Raw genomic sequence first — 20,876 nt, 5'->3', positions numbered from 1 at the left:
GTAAATAAACGCTTTTTTGCTTCAAAAGTAATTGACCCAATTTCTCTGTTTGCATAGAACCTCCCCCTCTCTCTCAATTGCAGTCTCAAGCACATGAATCCTCTTTAAGTCTATCACTATGGCCCATTCTCTATTCAAACGCTTTTTTCGGTCAGCTTCTCTGATTGGAGCTTCGCTGCTTTTGAACATTTCGCTCGCTCCCCTCGAGCACCTTCTTATCGGCTCACTCGAAACGCGTGCCTACGCTGAAAGCAGAACGGTCAGTGACGAGGAAGGAACGAACGATGGAACGACTGACTATCGTCAGAGCCGAAGGAGGGACCGGGAGGAAAAATCTGCAGATGGCCCCGGCGTTATCGGGCGACTGGGTTACAATGCTTTGCAGACCTTCGGTCGAGATGATTCCATCACCAACCTTGAACTGATGCCGTATATGATTGAAGACGGAACCATGTGGTTTACCGACTTCCGCTTCTTTCTCAGTAACGATCTGCAGTATGGTGGAAACATCGGTCTTGGGTATCGACAAGAAGTGGCTAACAAGACAGTCATCGGTACCAACTTCTTTTATGATATTGACGAAACCAGCGAAGACATGTTTCATCAGCTGGGATTCGGTCTCGAAACCTATGCCGAAAAATGGGACGCTCGGGCAAACTTCTATTTCCCGATCGGGGAGACCCAGGGAGATACCCGAGTTCGGGATAGCAACTACCGGTATTCAGGGACCTCGATCATCTACGACCTCGAACGCCGAACCAATCAGGCCTATCAGGGGGTCGATGTCGAGATTGGTTATCTCATCCCGACAGACTTCACTGAAGACCATAACGTACGTTTGTTCGGTGGACTGTATCACTTTGAGGGAGATGCGGGTGAGGACATCGACGGATACAAGGTGCGACTGCAAGGCGATGTGAGCGAATCATTCCAGACTCAGGTCGAGTATACGAGCGACGACACGTTTGGAAACAACGTCATGCTGGCGATTCATTACATGTTCCCGAGCGGTCCTGGTCGATCGAAAACGAGTCGACCTGTTAACATGCTTGAAGGGTTTGTGCATCGTAACTACAACGTCATCGTTGCTGATGGAGTAGAAAACGAGATCGGCCTGTCTGTAACCAGTGCTGGAAGTGACCTGAGTAGTCAGGGAGCAGGCTCTGGAGACGAGCTGACGGTTAAGCACGTCTCCTCGAACGGAACACCTGCCGGGGGAACTCATGCTGGCTCGGTCGACGATCCGTTTGAATCAATCGCGGATGCGCAGGCATCCGGTGCGGATATCATCCTCGTGCATGGTGGCAGCGTTCTATCAGAGACCGTCACGGTTGCAACAGGACAGCGAATTTATGGTGAAGGGGGAACTTATCTTATGCAGAACGGAACCCTTAGTAGTTATTTTCTACCAACGGCAACGTCCAGTTCGGAATTGCCGACCCTGACTAACAGCGTAGGCAATGCATTTGAGCTTAAGTCCAACGCCGAGATTGCAGGCTTCGTCGTGGACGGTGCGGGGGGATATGGAATTTATGCAAACGGATCAACGAACGGCTACGCTTCAAATATCGATATTCAGAACTCAGGTGGTGGTATTGGTCTCGACAATGTTGCTGGAACATTTGTGTTTGATGACATCACAATCGAAGGCAGTACAGGGAACGGGGTCTCGATACTGAATAACCGGGCGGATATTCACCTGGATGCCGGAATTTACGACTCCACTGGTTATGGGATGGAGATTGTCAACTACTCGGCTGGATCGATCACCTTTGACGAGTTGACTTTTGGTGGATCGGGAGGACAGGGAATCTATCTCGCTGGAATCAACGAGGACCTCTCCTTCAACGATCTTTCAATCGACCATACATCGGGGACCGCGCTTCATATTAATGGAGGAGATGGAACCGTTACGTTTAATGGGGATACCAGCATTGAAGATTCCGGTAATCATGGGCTCATTGTCGAAAACTTCGAAGGCGAGGTCTCATTCGGAACAGTGGATGTTGCACTCGCAGGCAATGGTGACGGGGTGGAGCTCACTGACAACAGTGGAAGTATCACTGTTGATGAGTTAAATGTTTCTAACGAAAATGGAACTGGCCTCGCGATTAGTAACAGCGATGATGTAACGATCAACAAAGGATCGATTGAAACCGTCAGTGGTACCGCACTGGATGTAGAAGGTTCCACGGTTGATATCAGTTTGGATAGTGTTTCCAGTTCGGATGCTCAATATGGTATCCGCGTGGTAGATACCGATGGTCAAGTCATTGTCTTTGGGGATGAAGAAGACTCGTCAGGTGGTACTATTACTGGAGCGGAAGCGGCTATCTACGTTTCCGGATCGGAGAAGGTCGCTTTCCAGTTCATGCTTCTGGATGGAAATCAGACCGGGTTAAAAGTGGTTGACTCAAACGAGGTATACCTCTCCCATGCCTTCATTCGGAATGTGGATGAATGGGGAGTCGATGCCTTTAACACTCGTCTGGTAAATATCGATGAATCGTTACTTGAGTCGAACGGAAACGCCGACCATAACCGCATCAGATTCCTGGCAGACGAGAAAGGGGCTTATGAGTTTACCCTGAGCAACTCTATTCTGGCGGCAAATGACGGTTCTGCGATTCAGATTGAAACTCTGGCGGGTAGTGCGGGATCGACCCTCGGGGTGATACTGCACAGCAATGATGTTTATCTGGCGAACTCTGCAGTGGCAGGTTTAGATATCGACTGGAATGGTACCTCTTCTACAACGCTGTATAGCAACGAGTTCGTCACAGAGGATGGGGACAAAGTTGCCTTTGACTTCGATGGCCTTTCCACCAGTAAACTGACTTCCATCACCATGCAGCAGAACTTGTTCAGGTTGAATGGAGTGAATGACACCGCAATTGACGTCAAGACGGCTGGCGAGTCGACCATTGCCACGAATACAAATTACCTGTTCCTGGACGAGTCAAATCAGACCGGATTCTTGTTTGACCTTGGTAACGAATCGAACGTGGCGATATTTTCCACGCTGTTGACGTCGTCAGAAGACAGCGCGACAGGCGCTCTGTTCGAGCATGTAGGTGAAGACAGCAACGTTCAGTTCTCGGGTAACAATTTCGCTCTGGATACCAGTTCAACGTTGATTGATCGTGGACTGATTTTTGAGTCGATCGATGATATTCTGGTTCTCACCGGAGAAAGCAATTTAATCACCGGCGCGGGTGAGATCTTCAGCATCCCCACCGACAGTTTCTACGGCGCAATTAGCATTAACAACACGCTGGTGGAAGGGGATGCCGAATAGGGTTACCCTGCAAAAGCTACTTACCGGAACAGTTGTTCTAGAGATGATCGAAATACAAAGTCCGTCGGATCAGTTCTTAATAAAAGAAAAGAGAACTTACCCCGGAGTATAAACGACTCAATTAATCGAAGAATCTGCAGTAACTCTGACTCGAATGATTGTCGATGAGTCCATGAAAGTACCTTCTCACCTTAGTCAGGTTTAACGACACTTGCTGACCCCGCGATCCCGCGAAAAGCACCAATGATCTGGTTGTCCCCCGCTGCGCTAGCGTGATAGTGGTAACCGCGAACGGCATCATAGTGCCCGCTGCACTCGTCGAGATCAGCAGACTCTTTTTCGTTCTTGTCTAAATGAGCGTAAATACCAAATCCGTCCAAAGCGTAACCGATTAAAGGAGCGTGCTCGTCGTCTTGCTCGATTTCTTTGGTTTTGCCTGTGGCTGCATGGTAGTGATAACCAGCGTTTGGATTGACATGGCCTCCTGAATGATCAAACGGGGCGATCGTATGCGCTTTGATAATCATGTGGATGGGAGCGGGCGGATCGTATTTGACCCCATTGAAGGCGACTCCGACCGGTCCATGCCCGTCGCCTACGGAATGGAAGTCTGTCGCGACCGAACGATAAACAGGGTTCACAGGAATGACGTAGACGTTATGGTTGCTCTGCCATTCAATAATATCGGGAGGGCACTCGACGGCGTGATTGTGGTAACGCGGATCAACATTAGGACGTGCGGCCAGGTCAAAAACTTCTTTCGTGTCGGTGACTTTGATGCTTCCATCTTCACGGACGAGGTTCCATTCCGGGTCATCGTACAGTTCGTCCAGGTGAGCGACGAATTCGCCAGAGACGTCGTAGACATGCCCGTCTTTTATCCAGATGCCACCCTTGTCCTTCCCGTCAGTTACGTGTTTTGGTGCCCAGGGACCGATTTGATGATCGGTAGGAACGCTTTTGGTTGTGATGACGTAGCATTCTGCTTTGCTTCCATCGCTTAGTGTTCGCATCTCCTTTTTGATCGGTTCAACAAGACTGTCGGTGATGAAGTATTCAGGGTTCACCGATTGCACGACTTTCTGAGGGATCGTTTCTGCCTGAGGGCCGCAGCCAGAAATGAGGACAACAATGCTTAGAAAGGAAAACAAAACTGGAAAGCTCCGTTTGCAATGTTTCGTCATTTCTGTACTCCTGGAGTTGTTGTTCGAAAACAAATATAGTTCTATCCAATCGTATTCTATTCGCTGACAGGCGACAACGAATTGAACATGTATCGTACATTGTGTGTAGCTGACCATGAAAGCAAGTTGTCTTAAGCGATAATTTTCTAAACGAACCACGGTATATGAGCGAGACTGGTCTCACAACTTGGATTATGTTCTCGAAGTCGATCCGCAAACAACCTCGTATCGTAAAAGTATTCAGCCGACGTTGAAACCGAATGATTCCAAGTGGTTATGTTGCTGACGAGCGTCGGGTTTCGAACGAGATCCGTTTCACGAATTGAACTCTGCTATCAGATTCGATTCGAAAATGACCTTACGAGCGCAACGGTAGCGCGGAATCACAACACGAGGACCGACATCTATTCGAGCCTGTTTCAAGCAGCGTCGCGATAGTAATACTTGAGCAACCCACCGAGACGTTCCCGACATTCGATCTTACCGGCGAGGCTTCCGACTACTTCATCAGGATCAATCAGCTGATCATCCAGTCCCTGGTGATTTCGCTCGGAATGGTAATGGGCGACGTATTCATTCAGCGCTCGTCCGAGTGAGTGCTGACCGAGACCAATGCGATGGGGCTTACGCGTACTTTTCCCTACGACACTGAAGGCCGGCTCAGCACAGTCACATGGAAAAAGAATTGCACAAGCATTGGCAAGTCGAAAGTTTGGAAAAACGCATTCTATTGTGATATACTTGCCAACTATTTTCGGATCATATCGTCGTGTTACGCAATTGAGGAAAGTACCAGACTTGGAGTTTATGGACATGCCTGTTGAGGTTTCTTTTGGTGGACGTGGCGGAAGGCTCTGGGGAATCGGCTTCGCTAAACCCCGAAGAGAACGAACGTACCGAAACTCGTCATACCAACTGTTCCGAGTGGATTATCACCAGACTGGTCAAATCCGGGATCACTTACATAAAGAACCTTATGCGAAGTTTTTCGCATGAATGGGGATCCACGTAAACATGAGTTTCATTGGCAAATCCCAACGAGCCCGAAGTCTGCAAGGGGGAACCGAAGTGCAGAATGATCCAGATGCAATACGAGATAAGGATTTATTGTCCGCATGCCAAAGCGTATTAGACGAGTTGTTGCGATCAATGGGAAAACAAGACATTTCCCTTAAGGATTCAGTAGTTTTTCTACTTGATGAGACTAGCCCTAAGAATGTGAAGACTAAGAAACGATCCCCGGGTGCCTTGAAGCGAAAGGATGAAAACAAACGTGCCTGTGATTTTCATCGTTTCATGGAAGACTTTGCGGTGAGCTTAAGCCAAGATAAAATCGCTAGTCGAGATGATGTGGTTGTTTTTATTCGACATCGTTTTGACGAGCATCGTTATTTTGCACTTCGCCTCGCATCGTCGAAACAGGATATTCTTGATTTTTCAAATCGACGATTTGAATGCGGTGATAATAATATTGAAATTTTGGTGAGACAGTTTGGTGTGTGGTTACTTATGGGTTGTCGCTATCCGTAAAAGTATGATTGATATCGAAGTCAACACCGGAGGTCATCACGTACTCCTACGATGCCGTCGGGAATTTTGTCCGTACAGATCTCGCTAACGGGGTGATAACGACCTATGAGTATGATGATTTATATCGACTGGATCTGCTGACCCATTACGAATCGGACAGTACGCCGTATCGTAAATTTATTTAGCCGACGTTGAAACCGAGCGATTCTAAGTGGTAGTGTTGCTGATGAAGGATGGTTTTCGAACGAGATTCGTTCTGCAGTCATTAAATTGGTATCTGATTCGACACGAAAATGACCTTCCGAGCGCAGCGGTAGCCAAAATCGTTACAAGAATAGTGGCCGGCGAGCAAAGTCGTTTCACGCAGCGTCGCGGTAGTAATACTTGAGCAGCCCACCGAGACGTTCACGTGATTCGGTCATGTCAGCGACGCTTCCAATTTTTCACCAGGCTCATTCAACTGATTGTCGAGACCTTATTGATTCCGTTCAGCGTGGTAACGTACCACGTATTCCTTCAGTGACCGTTCGAGTGAGCGTTGACCGAAGAAGATCATCTTGTTCAGGCACTCCGATTTCAGACTTCTCATGAATCGTTCGAGATACGCATTCATGTTCGGACTCTTCGGGAGAAGAAGCACTAATTCGATTTTAGCAAGACAGTTCAAGAATAAACGAAGTCGCCCACTGATTGACTCCAGAATTGGAAGTGGTCGGGACACCCGATGCAGTTTACTGTTAGCTCAACGCCTTACGGCATCTTCGAAAAGATTGCACAGAGATATCGAGCATATCGACGACGGAGATTTCCGATACTATGCTATGATTGTCTGGTTCGCTTGTCACGGTAGCACGCAGAAACGTGGGTTACTCCACCATTGAAAGAGATTAGAAATGCCGATTTACGTTCACCGGTACGTGACCTGTGCCGTGTTGCTGCTTGTGTTAGCCACTTTTGCGCATGCTCCCACGGTTGCGGAAGAAGTCCGCACTATTCCCGTAGGGCAGCGACAACTGTTTCTGGATGCCACCACCATTCAGGAAATCGACGGCTTGCACAGCACGATGCACTCTCCGACGAAACGCGGTGCCGTGCTTAAGCCCGACGTGGACTCCGACGGTAGTCGAGTGCAGACGTACGGAACGATTCCAATGTGGTCGCCCGAAGAAAACATATTCCGGATGGTCTATATGGCGTTCCCAATGGAGAATCACAATCAGATCGGTGCGGCCTTAGCAACGTCCAAAGATGGTATCCACTGGACTAAGCCCAACCTGGATCAAGGAGTCACTGTTCGTGGATCATCACGCAATAACCGAGTTTTCGTAGAACGCGACCTGCGATGGGGAGATAATGCCCTTTTTAACGTTATTTATGATGCGAGTGACCCAGATCCCGGTCGGCGTTACAAGGGACTGCTGGGAGTCAACGGACGTTTTCCAGTCGTTAGTGGCGATTGTATTCACTGGACGAAATCGGCAGATGTCCGCATACCGTCTGGCGATACCTCCACCCTGACCTACGATGAGGATCGCCATCGCTATCTAGCCATTCTGAAGTCGTCCAGTAAGTATGGACGCGCAGCTGCATTGTCTGTCAGTACAGATTTTGATCAATGGAGTAACCCACGTCTCTGCTTTAGCACGGATGACCAGGACCAGCAGATAGCCCTTGATGTCATTCGTCAGCGGATTCAGGACCCGCGATTGGCAACTCCATTATTTGTGGACCCGGAACCCACGGACGACTTCAAGCCTCCCAAGGGGCACATCCCTACGTGGCGGGCAGAATGCTACTCCCTTTCCGTCTTTCCTTACGAAGGCGTCTATATCGGGCTCCCCATGATTTACTACCCCACTGGCTTGTCATTACCCGATCGCAATAACACGGTTGGCTTCCACCACATTCAATTAGCAATGTCACGCGACCTCACGGACTGGAAACGATTAGGCGATCGCAAGGCATTTATTGCGCCGTCAGCAGTCGACAATGGCTTGACGGGAGTTTTCGATCGACAGCAACTTATGCCACCCAGCCGCCCATTGGTGATGGGAGAGGAATTGTGGTTTTACTACACCGGCTTCAAAACGCGAATCCCACCTTACACTCGCAACTCTGACGGGAGTCCACGCGATCCCTCATCGCTGACGGCGCACGAGCAAGCCGATCTCGAAGACGGCTGGGCAGCGATTTGCCTGGCTGTGCTCCGCCGCGATGGGTTCATTTCGCTGGATGCCGGTGAAGAAGAGGGGACGTTACTGACGACGCCATTTATACTCGACGGGAACTCCTTACGTATTAATGCGGATGCCGAGTCTGGCAGCATTATCGTTTCAGTTCTTGATGAAGCAGGTCAAACGATCGCCGTTTCCGAGCCAGTTACCGGCGATCACACCCGCGCGGCTCTCCGCTGGTCGTCTGGCGATCTGAAGAAAGCTCAAGGAAAAGCCGTGAGTTTGCGGTTCACACTACGCCAAACACAACTCTATTCGTTCTGGTACGAATGAAGCTCACATTCACGAGAATATGAATTCACGAATGTTGCCCGATCGTAACAATAATCAGCCGATAGTGAATATGGCTGATCGTAGATAGTTATGTTCCTGCGAGTGATGGCTTTCTGACGGATGTGCAACCAACCCATTTCACTGAGGCTTTCAATCGCGATTCGCAGTCATCGATTCACGGTTAATTGCTCCGCAGTTAATGAGTATGGCTGTGGTAGTGTTGACGCAGGAGGTCTTTACCATAGTCGTTGCCGTTCGGAGTCCGGACGACGGAATGGATGTGATCGCGCGTCGGTTCGGAAGTACGAAAAGGAGCGACACGACGTTGGTGATCGAATTCAATCAGAATGACGGGACTGTGGACGCGGTAGTAGTACACGCTCTGCTCGGTTGTGCCACCGATCCACGCAAAGTAGGTTTCATCGAGGTGCTGCTTCACTTCTGACATACGAACGGATGCATGATCTTTTCGCATATTGCCCACGTACTCTTCGATCAAACGCAGTAAAGATTCCTTTTGTCCGTCGTCGAGTTTCGAGCCGACGATCCCCGCGTAGTCCAGCACCATGTTGTCCTTATAAGCTTCCGTCAAATTATTGTTTCCATCTTTCCGGTCCATCAGGATGGCTTCGGATCGTTGATCGTTGCTAAACATCTGAATCAGCTTCAAGCCCTTGTCCTGCTCGTCTTGCATCACGATCGTTCCCTGAAACTTACCCTGCTTGGCTTCGATCGGTTCCGATCCCATGAAAACGGGACTCATAACGACTTGGTCTCCCAGAACGAAATAGTTGATGACGAGATGATGACCATCGAGTTGCCATCCCCAAGGCTCAGTTTCAGATGGTTTCCCCATAATTGTGATCCAATACAGCCACTCGCCGTACTCGTCGAAATTGTTCGCTAATTCAGCTAATGTGCCGTTTAGCTTCATGATGTCCTGAGTTTTCTTCAGTCCCTTGGCACTCAGGCTTTGCCCAAGCATATTCAAAGCAAGTGATCGCTGCTCATCGGTCATCTCGTCAAAGCCGACACCCTGACGCGGACTTCGGTGTCGGTTGTCCCACTTTCTCCATTCGTTATCGTCAACTGGAAAAACGGTTCGCTCTCGTTGTTGCTCGGTTAAGCCCTCCAGGAACTTTTCCGCTGCTACACGAACGGGTTGTGTTGTTACTCCGCTGGACTCGATGCTATACAAGTCATCTTGAGGGCCGCTTGATGTAACAATACCAACATAGGGCTCATCGACTACTGATGCACCACCACGACGGCTTTCCGGCCTTTGGGCGTAGGCCAAGATAAACGCGGTCGAACAAAGAAGTAGACCGGTCGTCACTGCAATCCAGCGTGGAAATCGTGATGTAGCGTTCATGATGTTTTCCTGTCATCTAAAAAGAGGCCGTTGGGTGATAGAGGACATGAAGGTGTCGTCCACTACGCATTTCTGAAGTCAATTGTTCGCTTGTATCTGAACGGTAACGTTGGGGGGCCGATTCACACCGTTGATCATCGACACTATCTCAGTGAGAGCAAATCGTCACAACGCCAAGCGATACCTTGTTGAGAGTCGATCCGTTCGAAGTAACTGCTCATGTGCATGCGAAAATAGACGCCAGGGGGAATCGATTCACATTCATGTTCGCGTATATCGAATGTTATTCCGTTCCTCCGTTAAAATTGCGACTGATAGAAGTGAAAGCAAGAATAACAATTGCTGAGCCTAGCGCGTAGGGGAAATCAACGGGCTACCAGATTTCGAGTTTCACTGACTTTCAGTTCCCATCAGATAATTAAGGACCTTATGTTCCAGATTCTTAATGATCGCATTATCGTGAGCCATTCCTGGAACGACAAAATATTTCACTTTTCCACCAGCGACGGTGAGTTTATTCACCATATCATCGGAGTTCGATTGAGGGACAACAGCATCCTGATCGCCATGCAGAATTAAGACTGGTTTGTTTTTTAAGACATTAATGTAATTGATCGCTGAACGTTCAGAATAATACTTAGGTTGCTGCAACGGAGAACCCCCGAAAGCAGCTTTCAGGGAATCATTGTAAGATCCTTGGTAGTGGAATTTTGCATAATCAGTAATACCAAAGACATCACAGACCGCTTTCACTTTTACCGGGTGCCGACCGGTAAAGACCAATGCGGACCCGCCGCCCATGGAAACTCCCATCGCGTAAAATCGCCGTGGGTCAATTGAAAGCCGACTCTCCAGATGATCGATCATCTCCAGCGTGATCTCCTCTGCCTCCTGATTCAACCAACAACCAGATCCATAACCGGGAACGGCAACAATAATTCCTCTCTCAGAACACAACTTCCTGAAATCAGCAAACTAAGTTGAACCGAAATTATGATTCCGTGCGGAGCCTCCTCGACCATGAAAGAACAACATGAATGGATGCTTTTTATTTTGGTCGTAGTTCTCCGGTATCTGGAGATATCCTTGATGACCTTCAAACGTAAAGAGTCCATTATAAGGTAGGCCATTGAGTAATCTTCGCTTTACGGGGAGCCCAACGGTCGCTTGCTTCAAATCAACGCTATTACTGTTGATGGTGACTGCATTAACGGTCATTGTCCCGCCACTGTTCAATGTCATGGCGTCACCCAGCATGAAATTACAGGGGTCCATTCCGCCTTTAATTGTTGAAGAGTCAATCGGTGCCGAGGTCACTTGGTTCCCCTGAGAATCAGAAACTCTGAAGATGATTTCACCCGCGGTGCGTCTTGCACTTAAGCGGTAGGACCTTTTGCTATCCCAGGACAAGACTGTTGGTTTCCATCCGGCACTCCACTTGCCATTGCGATCAAAAGAACACAATTCACCTTGAGCGCTTCGATAGGTGATATAAATGTGAGCAAGCTTTCCATGCTTGGCGGCAAAGTAAACATAAGCAATACTTAAGCCATGATCATTCTCACCGATTCCCTTAGCAGTGATTGCCTCCAGAGTTGTCAATCGAAATTGATAACCTCCGTTAGAGGCTTCAATCCCTGAAACATTCACGTCTATATTAAAATCCTTAACCAAGGGGTCTGTTGAGGCTATCCAGGCGACTCCTTTCGACTTGCTTTCCAGGATTATGGCTGGATCATCCTTTCCTGAAGAAAAGAGTTCACCGTTAGAAGAATAGGTAATCAAGCTTTCCGAAGCGTAGACGTGATTCGAAAAGGCTATTGAAAGGAGTGTTGTATAAAGAATGGACTTGCAAAGCATGATACAGTTCGTATTCCTATTTATGAATATCAGGTGATTGAGGCAATCCATGTTAATTGAATAAACGTATTTCTGACAATACGATCGGAAGAATGACGGTGTTCTTAAATTCAAGAATGAGTACAGTTATACTGTATGATAAATATTTCAATTAATATCTGATAATATCTGATTTCATTTCTCGCAGCTGCATTCGCTCATAATGAATGGCAACAAGGTTGATTCTGCTTGATGGACGCATAAACTGAAGTGTCGTATTTGTTGTGAAAATGTACTTCTGGACGCAAGAGTATCGCGAAATAACGCATGAGAACTGTTAACCGGCGAGCCCGACTTATGCATCGTCGCAATAATTCTACTCAAGCAGTTCCCTGACTCAGTCGAACACTAAGCCCTGTGATGCAGGGTGTCGGGGAAACGCGTTTATATTCTTCGCTCGCAACAGGCAGATAACGGTCTGACCGGCAACTTGGGCCGGGTGGTCGCTCGGACCTCAAATCAACTCCAGACCTGAATACACAGGCTAACCAACGAATCGGAGCAGGAAAATGAAAGTCGCATTAAGCACGTTGTTGTTGGTCTTTTGCGCAGTTTCAGTACATGCGGAACCGCCGTTTCCCGGTAAACAAAGTCAGTTTCAGGGGTTTGACCGCTACGATTTTGTGCACGACGGCACTCAGTGCATCGTGGTCGTGCCCAAAAATGTGTCGCCGGGCAAGCCATGGATCTGGCGTGCTCGTTTTTTCGGCCACGAACCTCAGACCGACAAAGCCTTATTGGAGAAAGGCTTCCACGTCGTTTACGCCGAGGTCGGTGGCCTGTTCGGTTCGCCCAAAGCCGTGGCGATCTGGGACGAGTTCTACCGATTCCTGACGGAAGAACATAGATTTGCAAACAAGGTTGCTCTGGAAGGCATGAGCCGCGGCGGTTTGATCATTTATAACTGGGCCGCCAAAAACCCCGACAAGGTCTCATGTATCTACGCGGACGCTCCGGTGTGTGACTTCAAAAGCTGGCCAGGCGGCAAAGGAAAAGGGAAGGGCAGTCCCAGTGACTGGCAGAAATGTCTGCAGTGCTACGGCTTGTCGGAGGAACAGGCTCTCGACTGGCTGCAGAATCCCATTGACAATCTTGAGCCTCTGGCCAAAGCCAAAATCCCGCTACTCCACGTGGTTGGCACCGCTGACGTTGTGGTACCGGTGGAAGAGAATACGGCCATCATTGAACAACGCTACAAGGACCTGGGTGGCGAGATCACAGTTATCTCCAAGCCTGGCATCGGCCATCACCCACACAGTCTAAAAAATCCGGCGCCGATTGTGGAATTCGTGGTCAAGCACAGCCGCTCTGAATGAGACTGCATTTGAGCCTCTCCCAACAAATAGGTTTGCCCTCTTTGATGTTTTCAACGAAACGCACGAAGAGTTTTCGGGTTTCAATAACGTGCTGGTGAAGGATCGCCGCGATTGATTTACACGCAATCAGATCGAGCAGTCGCTCACCGACACAACAGAGCGGCATATGGAACGCGTCGAGCAATATGAGATCGATGACAACCTGGGGCGTACCCAACCCGACAACATCGGACCGCGAACTATTGTGATCTTGGTTTTAGCCAGTAAGGTTTTTCGATTGAGGTGAAGGCGTGTCACTAAGTTTTTATCTGCGTGAGCGGGGGCCGACTAATACTCCGGGTAGTGATAGTTGAATCTACCTGACGGGGCCGCATCTCCATGGATGTAAAATCCCATAATGTCGCCCTCTGTTTGCATATTGTCCGTCCACTTAAATTCAAAGCCGCCGGCGACCTTTAACTGAGTGAATAGATGTTTTGGAATCCTCAATTCCATCTGCTTTCCTTTTACTTTGAAATCGAGCCCGGCAACCTCTTTCCATTCCCACTGATCGACGCTCTTCTCCAGAATTGCTTTTCCATCGCAGGGAGCTTTGCGGTTGACGACGAAATCATACCCTTCCCAACCGGTGTTCTTGTCGCGGTCAATGTCTAACAGAAGCATCATCCAATTGTCTGAAGACGGTGAAATGTCGGCGACCGTTTCCACGTAAAAGTACAGGTTCTCTGAATCCCTTCCGACGCGGCACGTCACGATATCGTTGCGTCCGCTGTCGTTTTTGTACCAAGTGCTGCCGTAGCCCCGATGGTCGCGTGGCGCCACAACGTCTCGATGGTCTCGAAAGACGGGGGCCACACGATCCCATTCGTCGAAGGCTCCATCAATCGCGGCTGTCATCGGCGCGGAGGGCTTCTGAGGTGCCGACACTCCCTTAAACCGGCGTACGTTGTCGACCAGTTGGTAATAGTAATTGTCTCCGTGTCCACCCTTCATAGGTTCGATGTCGCGACTGTATTCCTGGTTGCATTGATCGGGCAATGCGTTGGATGTCCCTTGCCACTCTTTGTATCGACCCGCGGTCCATTCGTTCCATCCGGTCACAAAAACAAGCTTGGGGTCAATCTCAAAGGCGCGTTCCCATTGCTCCTGGAAATTCTGACCACGATTGACTGCCTGCGGCCGGATGTCCATCCCGCCTCGCTGTGTGTAGCTGCGTCCGAACACTTGGTTGGTGTCGTTCATGGCAGCGGGCGTCAGAGAACCTGTCGCATTTTGGGCGACACCAACCGTCACTTGTTCAAACTTGCCCGGTTCGTATTCTAAGTATCCGTTCTGTGGATAGAACTCCAGCCAACCCCAGTGATCGGGCCTCTTTGGTCCTTGGTTATACGTCGGCTGTCCGGGTCGAAACGTGAAAAACTCTTGCACTTCCTTAGAGACGTTGTCGGGGTACCCCATGATCAGCGGCTTACCATCCCATTCGAACCAGAGTTCTCGATAGAGTCCTTTCTTATAGATACTTTCGTAGATTTTCGTGATCAGGTCTCGAGAGTTGTCCAATGGAGAGAAAGGGCACATAAAGGCAATGTCCGGCGCCCGCACGCCATCGGCTCGGGCCTGCGACCATACGCGTCCCAGTGCATAAAGCGCATCGTCCCACATCAGCGTCGCGTTAGTGCAGTCGAAGAAGACCACGTCCACTCCAGCATCCGCCAGCATTTCGGCGTGCTTCCTCAGAACCCATTCGTCGGTACTCACATAGTAGCCAAACAGAGGCTCGCTCCAGTGATGCCGACCACTATGCGTCCAGACTGGGTGGTCGTAGTCGTTCATAGCTTCCGGGTGACGGGATAGAATGCTCTCCACATTGACAGGCTCCGAATTGATAAAGTTCGCTGTGTGCCAATTCCAGTAGAACATCGCAACTTGCTTGTCTACTTTCCGGTTGCCTACATCTGAGTGACCAACAATCTTTCGCCCAATCGCATCGGTGGCAACCCAGCTATCAGCGATGTTGGGCGGCAATTCCTGTCCATAGAGACCCGCTGAAAGAAGCGGTCCGAAGAGTAAAAGAAAAACGATGTCACGTTGAAAATTTATCATTAAGCTAGTCCGAAGTCAGCGTTGAGTTGATCGTGGTGATGGACATGACTTCTCTCTAGGTTTTCAGTTCGACTGGGAGAGACGCCAAGCATCGGTTGCAGCATGCTGAGGGGGGGGGAGGCTTTTTAGGTGGCTGGAACCTTTAATTGTATGGCGAAAGCACAAACGACTACCACCAATACACTTGGTTTCTCCGCAGTATGAGTGGGTTAGTTATCTCAAATCGGGCTTAGCGAGCGGAGCTCAGCCATCTTTTCTGATAGTAACACAAACGAGAGCGGTTTTCAGGTCACCGCCTGCGTCCGTCGATTCCTTCAGACCAGTATCATAAAAATATTCAGCCATATTGAAAACGAGCGATCTCAAGTAGTTATGTTCATGATCAACGATGATTATCAAATGAGACTGGTTACTCATCATTCCTTCTTCGCGGTGCTGGATGATAATTCAGGGGTAACTTCGGTCTTTAGCCGAATGAGCACCTCGTTTCGTCGAAGAGGGCCAAGTGTGAAGGGAGGATCATATCCTGCAGTCTCAGCGGACTCTTCTAATTCGAGTCCTCGCAACTCCACCCACTTCCGTAATGTCGCTTCCTGACTCTTTGCGACATCGGAGTCCATTCTCCCAGAGAAGCGAATGACAGCAAATCGCCCTCCTTCTCTCTTTCGAATTGACACTGCCGATTTTCTTGGTTTTGGAACGCCCGCTTTGGCCACGTCTTGAGGGATTACAAAGCCCATTCTCTCATTCGATTCTGCACCGCCTTTTTCCATGAAAACAGGCGTCGTCATCTCAATTTTCTGATCCGATTCGTTAGCTCCACTGATGTAATCGAACAACCGCATGAAGCTGCCATCCCTACTTTTCGCTTCGGAATTCGACTCAGTTGATACCAGCATCAGATCGGGATACTTGCGAATTTCGATGTTGCCATCCTTTTCGACGACCTCATATTGAGCCGATTCGTAGCCTGCACGTGCAGTGACGTTCCAAGCCAGTCCTACAACGATGAATAGACCAACTGTCATCCAAAAGTAGATCATTTGCTTTCTCATTCCTTTAGCTCCTTAAGAAATTTGCTTGAACTTAAAACCAGATCGCACAATCTATATTAGACGGTAGTGATCTCCCGACTACTGATGGTGACAGTCTAGCAGCCCTTTGATAACCCCAGTTTCAACTTTCTTCTGGATGTATCATTCCGGAAGTTTTTGCATTTTAGGTTAATGAGTCTGATTGGAAGCGAGGCAACTCAGAATCGCAACGAGGGGTCCCTCGCTCCGAATATCAGATTATTCACGATGATATATAGCCTCTATCTTAAAATATTTAGATGCGATGGAAAACGAGTGATTCGAAGTGGTTGTATTGCTGACGAGTGACGGATTTATAACGAGAATGGTTTCGAGACCTGAGGATTGTTGTCGGATTCGATTTAAAAAGGACCCTATGATGGCAGCCGTTTCACGGATTGTCATAAGAAATGTGATGTGCGAGCGTATTAGATTCACGCAGTGTCGCGATAGTAATAATTGAGCAGCCCACCGAGACGTTAATGGTATTCAATTGTGCCCACAACACTTCATATATCATCACCAAGTTCAATCAACTGATTATTCTGTGTTTGATAATTTCGCTAGGAATAGTAATGCGTGATATTTTGCTCCAGTGCCCGTTCGAGTGAGTTCTGACCAAAAGAGATCATCTAGTTTAGGAAATCGGTTTTTGCACATTTCATGAATCGTTCGAGATAGGCATTCATATTCGGACTCTTCGTGGAAGAATTACCGGTTCAATGTCAGGCTGTTCCTTCAGAAAGATTCGCAGCGGTTGGAAAGAGGAATCTCTCATCCGTCATGGCCCGAAGAGTTCATGCCTAGGAGTATAAACGCACTTTGACTCTCTCCTTTCGGAGATCACTAATGGCATTCTATCACTACTAATAGCGGGCGGTGATCTGAGTCCCGACTGTTGTCTTGGAATTCGCCGCCTCGGTTGACTTCCTCCAAGCCTTTTCTTTCCATGATGGTGGTTCGGAGGGTCCAGTCCTGGGGGCGGTGCGTGATGAACACACCGTCGAGTATGGCCCCGCGGGAATGGGAACCGAATTCGTGCTGTGACTTGCCGATTCTGGTTCTGGGGGAGAGGTATTGCCAGTGGTCCTGGAGTTCCCGGAAAGCGGTCTGTCGCATACCCCCCCGATTGAACAGGATGTTGTAGTCGCCTCCGGAAATCAGGGGGAGCTGAGGACTGCGCTGGGCGAAGGCGTTGAGTTGGATCGCTTGTTTCTCCCTTAGCGGGAGACCTTCACCGCCGCAACATTTCCAGTGCTGGACAAGGAGGACGAAGTGTGCGCCGGTCGAGCTTTTTAACTCCACACCCAGTGCAGGGCGGATGCGTCCATTGATGTTGATCTCGTCGACTTCAAAGAATTGACCGCCGATGTCGTCGACCTTCGCCTGGCCTGAGTACGGAACGGCCGTGAATCGCTGGGAGTTGTAGATCAAGGCCAGTCGATCCTCGTTTCCCTCCTCGGTGATTTTCGTGATGTAGTCGATACCAGGAGAGGCTTTTTCAAGGGCTCGCTCAAGGATATCGAGAGTGCGCTGGTTTTCAACTTCCGAGAAGCCCCAGAAGTCGATCTTTCCTTTCTCTGTCATCTGGCGGGCGAGTTGTTGCGGGTCAGAATCTCCCGATTCGAGGTTCCAGAAGATCCCTCGGTATTCTTCTGCGCTGGCTACGGTGGGCCAGATAAGGAGACAGATCAGGCAAAGGTATCGCATGGGGGTGTTCCCTCCGGTATAGCAGGTCGTTGGCATGTGTTGGGTGATCGGTTGTTGGTGGCTTTAGTCTAAACCAAACTGGTGGTTGCTGTCTTGCGTTGGTTTGTGGTTACGGGGGATTTCGTATGATTGATGGTGAACCTCGATGACATCGAACGAGTGCTGTCGATCCCTGGCCCTCGCGTGAGTGACAGCCTGACGACTTCCGTTCGTCCCCTGGTGCGAAACGGATAGATGCCACTGCGTGGCGATGATGTTTTTGCTTTTGAAACGATAGGAGGATGAATCCCCGTTTCGCAAATGCATCCAAGCGACGGTGAATAAAAGTGTTCATAAGCGGTTATATTGCTGAAGAACAATGGTTTTCGAAAGTCTGTAGCAGTTGGAAGCACATATAACGATCCGATGAACCACACCGGTTACTCGCAGGTCATTGAAGAAGTGACAGTTGACAACCTGAACAGCATGTCTGAAACGGAACGGGTGATCTACACACTCGGTCTCGATGTCCTGCAACAGGTCAAATACGATAGCGCGAACCCGACCGGCCTGAACAGCATCATGTTGCACGACGGTCATGGTTCCGTCCGCATGCTTACCGACATGCTCGCAGCGGTCACAATTTACAATAGCATTCCGCAGATCTTCGCCTACGATGCCTACGGCATAGCCATCGGCTTCAGTGAAGCCAATGCAATTACCAGCCTGCTCTACAGTGGCGAACAGTATGATACTCGCATCCAGCAACAATACCTGCGAGCCCGTTATTATAATGCACTGACAGGTGGCTTTAATCGAGTGGATCCGTTTTTCGGAAACCTAGACGACCCGCAGAGTCTTCATAAGTACCTGTACACACACGGTGATCCGGTGAACGGAATAGACCCGACCGGGATGTTTTCCGTAACAGGGATGCTTGCCACTACGGGTATCATGACCGCAGTTATTGCATTGCCTGGTCCGGGAGATTGGATACAGGAGAGCTACAAAGCAGTACTAGAAGGTTATGCCGTTAACTTACAGTGGGACATTGAATGGGCTGCTGATTTCAGTTTACCTGACAGTTGGGGAAGCAGGAACGATAACACTTGGGTAAAAGCCGCTCTTCTATGGGGTGTTTATGGAGCATATGGAATCAGCATCCCCTTCACTAACATTGAGATAAACCCATTAGACATCTTTTTGGACTTTGATGACCCGAACGAACTAACCTACGAAGAGTTCTATGGCGATGATCCGGTGGAAGATGCCCCCGGCCCCATGATGATGGGTACATCGGCAGCTATGAGTGGAGCGATAGGCAGAGGTAGTGTTGTTAACCTCTCAAGAGGAATGAAGGCCAAATTTAGTAGAATCCAATCTGTCAAGGTGGATGGAGTAGAGTTTCGAGTGTCACGGTTTAAACATTGGAAAATCCGTGACGATATCGCGATCTTTTCTCGAAGTACAAAACCAAAAGCGTTACAAGATCGAATCAAAGTAACGGACTACGCCCGTCCTCCAGCAGGAAGAAGTTGGGAAAGCCTCAGCAAAGATGACAAATTAGACATGCGACGTCATGATTTTATAGAAGTTAGTGAAGAGCTGGAGAGGAAAGGCATATCACACAGTCGTGATAATGGTACAGTTAAAATTGATGGAGTGAAGTATACTATTCACCACCATAATAAAAAAGGACAATTTGAACTCATTAAATCTGAGGTTCACCGAGCAGTCAAAAACCATGTTGGCATGGCACTTTGGCATCGAAGTTGGGATTAATCAAAATGAAAAGATATCAGGACTTAACGGCTAGAGATTTCATGTTCGAAGATTCCCCTTGGGGCGAGAAATGCTTTGCCAATGTCGAATGCAATGGTCAAGAAGTCTCGATTCGAATTCCAAGGCGCGAGTTTGCTAATGAACAGGTCGTGAAACTCTGCAAGGATGCTTTAGCAGTATGGTTGAAGGATGGAAAAAAGATAGCTCATCTAACCCAGCAATACCTTGGATTATGTATGTCTGGAGTCGAGGTGCAACCAGAAGAGCGTTCGCTATGGTCAGTTCTGGTTAATGAGTTAGACGGATATCCCACCCCGATGGAACATATAGGGAAGCCATGTTCAATTACTTTCATGTATGAACTGACTGGAGACTATACTGATTCAGACTCTGAAAATGATTATTTCAATGAGGAGAGTACCATCGAGTTGATGCTTAATGTCAACGACTACAATATTGATTGGGACAATTCTGATTTTGACATCACTACCGATTTTGCATAGCACGAATGCAAGATATCTTGAGTCAGTTCTTGAACTGGTACTTCTCAGAGGGATTTGTTTCAATGTTTAAGGAATTGAATACGCTGAAAAACTGGAAAGAGTTAACTGTTAGTGATTTTTCTATAGCTCCATCAGAGTTTACTGAAGATAATTCTTCTAAAGTTAATTTCAATAATCATGAATTATCAGTTTATTTTTCCCGTCGTGAGCTTGTAAACGAACGCGTTGTGGAGCTTTGCAAAAAAGCTTTAACCGGTTGGTTAAGTAGTGAAACACAAATCATCTCCAAAACAGAGGAAATTATTGACGATTTTTTACCTGGACGTAAAGTGCAACCATCAGAGCTTTTTCTGTGGGCAATGAACGTCTTCTCACCAGACGGAAACCCTAAACCACCAGTCGAGTTAATGAAGCATCCAAATGGCATATCATTCATGTATAAAGTAGGAGGTGACTATTCTGATCCAAGTTATGAGTATGATGAATTTGACAAAGATACGACGATAGAACTTATATATGAAGTTAACAACTATGAAATTGATTGGGGCAACCCTGATTATGACATAACAAACGATTTCGCTTAGTTCATATTATTTTAGATGTGATGGAACATTCCCGAC

General features: G+C 48.4%; 16 protein-coding genes. 7 read left to right on the top strand and 9 right to left on the bottom strand.

Going from position 1 to position 20,876, the window contains the following annotated elements; all coding sequences use genetic code 11:
* Positions 1-181: 181 nt before the first annotated feature.
* The gene (locus Pla110_RS08845) at positions 182-3,298 is read left to right on the top strand and encodes an inverse autotransporter beta domain-containing protein (RefSeq protein ID WP_197440604.1); all 3,117 of its coding nucleotides are present in this window, start codon (positions 182-184) and stop codon (positions 3,296-3,298) included.
* Between the two features lie 191 nt (positions 3,299-3,489).
* Here Pla110_RS08845 and Pla110_RS08840 read toward each other — a convergent pair whose 3' ends face one another.
* Both Pla110_RS08840 and Pla110_RS08835 read right to left on the bottom strand, forming a co-directional pair.
* Positions 3,490-4,482, bottom strand: coding sequence for a YHYH protein (locus Pla110_RS08840; protein WP_144995247.1), 993 nt, complete (start codon positions 4,480-4,482; stop codon positions 3,490-3,492).
* 419 nt (positions 4,483-4,901) lie between these two features.
* A complete protein-coding gene (locus Pla110_RS08835; protein ID WP_144995245.1) occupies positions 4,902-5,297 on the bottom strand; it encodes a hypothetical protein in 396 nt (131 codons plus the stop codon).
* A 199-nt stretch (positions 5,298-5,496) separates the two neighbouring features.
* Here Pla110_RS08835 and Pla110_RS08830 point away from each other — a divergent pair, with 199 nt between their 5' ends.
* Complete coding sequence (locus tag Pla110_RS08830) at positions 5,497-6,012, top strand: hypothetical protein (RefSeq protein ID WP_144995243.1); 516 nt, start codon at positions 5,497-5,499, stop codon at positions 6,010-6,012.
* A gap of 475 nt (positions 6,013-6,487) precedes the next feature.
* On the opposite strand, the gene Pla110_RS08820 is transcribed toward Pla110_RS08830, so the two are convergent.
* A complete protein-coding gene (locus tag Pla110_RS08820) occupies positions 6,488-6,652 on the bottom strand; it encodes a transposase (protein WP_261342414.1) in 165 nt (54 codons plus the stop codon).
* Positions 6,653-6,905: 253 nt separating this feature from the next.
* Here Pla110_RS08820 and Pla110_RS08815 point away from each other — a divergent pair, with 253 nt between their 5' ends.
* The gene (locus Pla110_RS08815; protein WP_144995237.1) at positions 6,906-8,519 is read left to right on the top strand and encodes a hypothetical protein; all 1,614 of its coding nucleotides are present in this window, start codon (positions 6,906-6,908) and stop codon (positions 8,517-8,519) included.
* Between the two features lie 196 nt (positions 8,520-8,715).
* Here Pla110_RS08815 and Pla110_RS08810 read toward each other — a convergent pair whose 3' ends face one another.
* From Pla110_RS08810 to Pla110_RS08800, 3 genes are all read right to left on the bottom strand, one after another.
* On the bottom strand, positions 8,716-9,891 hold the full coding sequence (locus Pla110_RS08810; protein ID WP_144995235.1) for a DUF3500 domain-containing protein: 1,176 nt from the start codon (positions 9,889-9,891) through the stop codon (positions 8,716-8,718).
* A gap of 390 nt (positions 9,892-10,281) precedes the next feature.
* Positions 10,282-10,791 (bottom strand): alpha/beta hydrolase family protein, encoded by a 510-nt coding sequence (locus tag Pla110_RS08805; protein ID WP_144995233.1) that lies wholly within the window; start codon positions 10,789-10,791, stop codon positions 10,282-10,284.
* A 75-nt stretch (positions 10,792-10,866) separates the two neighbouring features.
* Positions 10,867-11,751: a hypothetical protein gene (locus Pla110_RS08800; protein WP_144995231.1), complete on the bottom strand. Its 885-nt coding sequence runs from the start codon at positions 11,749-11,751 to the stop codon at positions 10,867-10,869.
* A 548-nt stretch (positions 11,752-12,299) separates the two neighbouring features.
* Between Pla110_RS08800 and Pla110_RS08795 the strand changes: the two genes are divergently transcribed.
* Positions 12,300-13,106 carry an alpha/beta hydrolase family protein gene (locus Pla110_RS08795; RefSeq protein ID WP_144995229.1) on the top strand — a complete coding sequence of 269 codons (807 nt, stop codon included), beginning with the start codon at positions 12,300-12,302 and terminating at the stop codon, positions 13,104-13,106.
* A 327-nt stretch (positions 13,107-13,433) separates the two neighbouring features.
* On the opposite strand, the gene Pla110_RS08790 is transcribed toward Pla110_RS08795, so the two are convergent.
* From Pla110_RS08790 to Pla110_RS08780, 3 genes are all read right to left on the bottom strand, one after another.
* A complete protein-coding gene (locus Pla110_RS08790; RefSeq protein WP_197440603.1) occupies positions 13,434-15,209 on the bottom strand; it encodes a hypothetical protein in 1,776 nt (591 codons plus the stop codon).
* Between the two features lie 416 nt (positions 15,210-15,625).
* Positions 15,626-16,264 (bottom strand): SOUL family heme-binding protein, encoded by a 639-nt coding sequence (locus tag Pla110_RS08785; protein WP_144995227.1) that lies wholly within the window; start codon positions 16,262-16,264, stop codon positions 15,626-15,628.
* Positions 16,265-17,128: 864 nt separating this feature from the next.
* Complete coding sequence (locus Pla110_RS08780) at positions 17,129-17,992, bottom strand: exonuclease/endonuclease/phosphatase family protein (RefSeq protein ID WP_144995225.1); 864 nt, start codon at positions 17,990-17,992, stop codon at positions 17,129-17,131.
* Positions 17,993-18,337: 345 nt separating this feature from the next.
* Here Pla110_RS08780 and Pla110_RS08775 point away from each other — a divergent pair, with 345 nt between their 5' ends.
* From Pla110_RS08775 to Pla110_RS08765, 3 genes are all read left to right on the top strand, one after another.
* On the top strand, positions 18,338-19,753 hold the full coding sequence (locus Pla110_RS08775; protein ID WP_144995224.1) for an RHS repeat-associated core domain-containing protein: 1,416 nt from the start codon (positions 18,338-18,340) through the stop codon (positions 19,751-19,753).
* A gap of 5 nt (positions 19,754-19,758) precedes the next feature.
* A complete protein-coding gene (locus Pla110_RS08770) occupies positions 19,759-20,256 on the top strand; it encodes a hypothetical protein (RefSeq protein ID WP_144995222.1) in 498 nt (165 codons plus the stop codon).
* 62 nt (positions 20,257-20,318) lie between these two features.
* Positions 20,319-20,840, top strand: coding sequence for a hypothetical protein (locus Pla110_RS08765; protein ID WP_144995220.1), 522 nt, complete (start codon positions 20,319-20,321; stop codon positions 20,838-20,840).
* The last annotated feature ends 36 nt before the right edge of the window (positions 20,841-20,876 follow it).

It is taken from the genome of Polystyrenella longa, assembly GCF_007750395.1.
GTDB classification, from domain to species: Bacteria; Planctomycetota; Planctomycetia; order Planctomycetales; family Planctomycetaceae; genus Polystyrenella; species Polystyrenella longa.
Note: the sequence above shows the minus strand (reverse complement) of the source record. Positions and strands in the feature narration are given on the sequence as shown.

Coding starts and splice junctions, on each gene's coding strand:
- Pla110_RS08840 (WP_144995247.1), bottom strand. CDS start 4,482: ATGACGAAACATTGCAAACGGAGCTTTCCAGTTTTGTTTTCCTTTCTA.
- Pla110_RS08835 (WP_144995245.1), bottom strand. CDS start 5,297: ATGTCCATAAACTCCAAGTCTGGTACTTTCCTCAATTGCGTAACACGA.
- Pla110_RS08815 (WP_144995237.1), top strand. CDS start 6,906: ATGCCGATTTACGTTCACCGGTACGTGACCTGTGCCGTGTTGCTGCTT.
- Pla110_RS08780 (WP_144995225.1), bottom strand. CDS start 17,992: ATGCGATACCTTTGCCTGATCTGTCTCCTTATCTGGCCCACCGTAGCC.
- Pla110_RS08810 (WP_144995235.1), bottom strand. CDS start 9,891: ATGAACGCTACATCACGATTTCCACGCTGGATTGCAGTGACGACCGGT.
- Pla110_RS08795 (WP_144995229.1), top strand. CDS start 12,300: ATGAAAGTCGCATTAAGCACGTTGTTGTTGGTCTTTTGCGCAGTTTCA.
- Pla110_RS08770 (WP_144995222.1), top strand. CDS start 19,759: ATGAAAAGATATCAGGACTTAACGGCTAGAGATTTCATGTTCGAAGAT.
- Pla110_RS08800 (WP_144995231.1), bottom strand. CDS start 11,751: ATGCTTTGCAAGTCCATTCTTTATACAACACTCCTTTCAATAGCCTTT.
- Pla110_RS08790 (WP_197440603.1), bottom strand. CDS start 15,209: ATGATAAATTTTCAACGTGACATCGTTTTTCTTTTACTCTTCGGACCG.
- Pla110_RS08830 (WP_144995243.1), top strand. CDS start 5,497: ATGAGTTTCATTGGCAAATCCCAACGAGCCCGAAGTCTGCAAGGGGGA.
- Pla110_RS08785 (WP_144995227.1), bottom strand. CDS start 16,264: ATGAGAAAGCAAATGATCTACTTTTGGATGACAGTTGGTCTATTCATC.
- Pla110_RS08765 (WP_144995220.1), top strand. CDS start 20,319: ATGTTTAAGGAATTGAATACGCTGAAAAACTGGAAAGAGTTAACTGTT.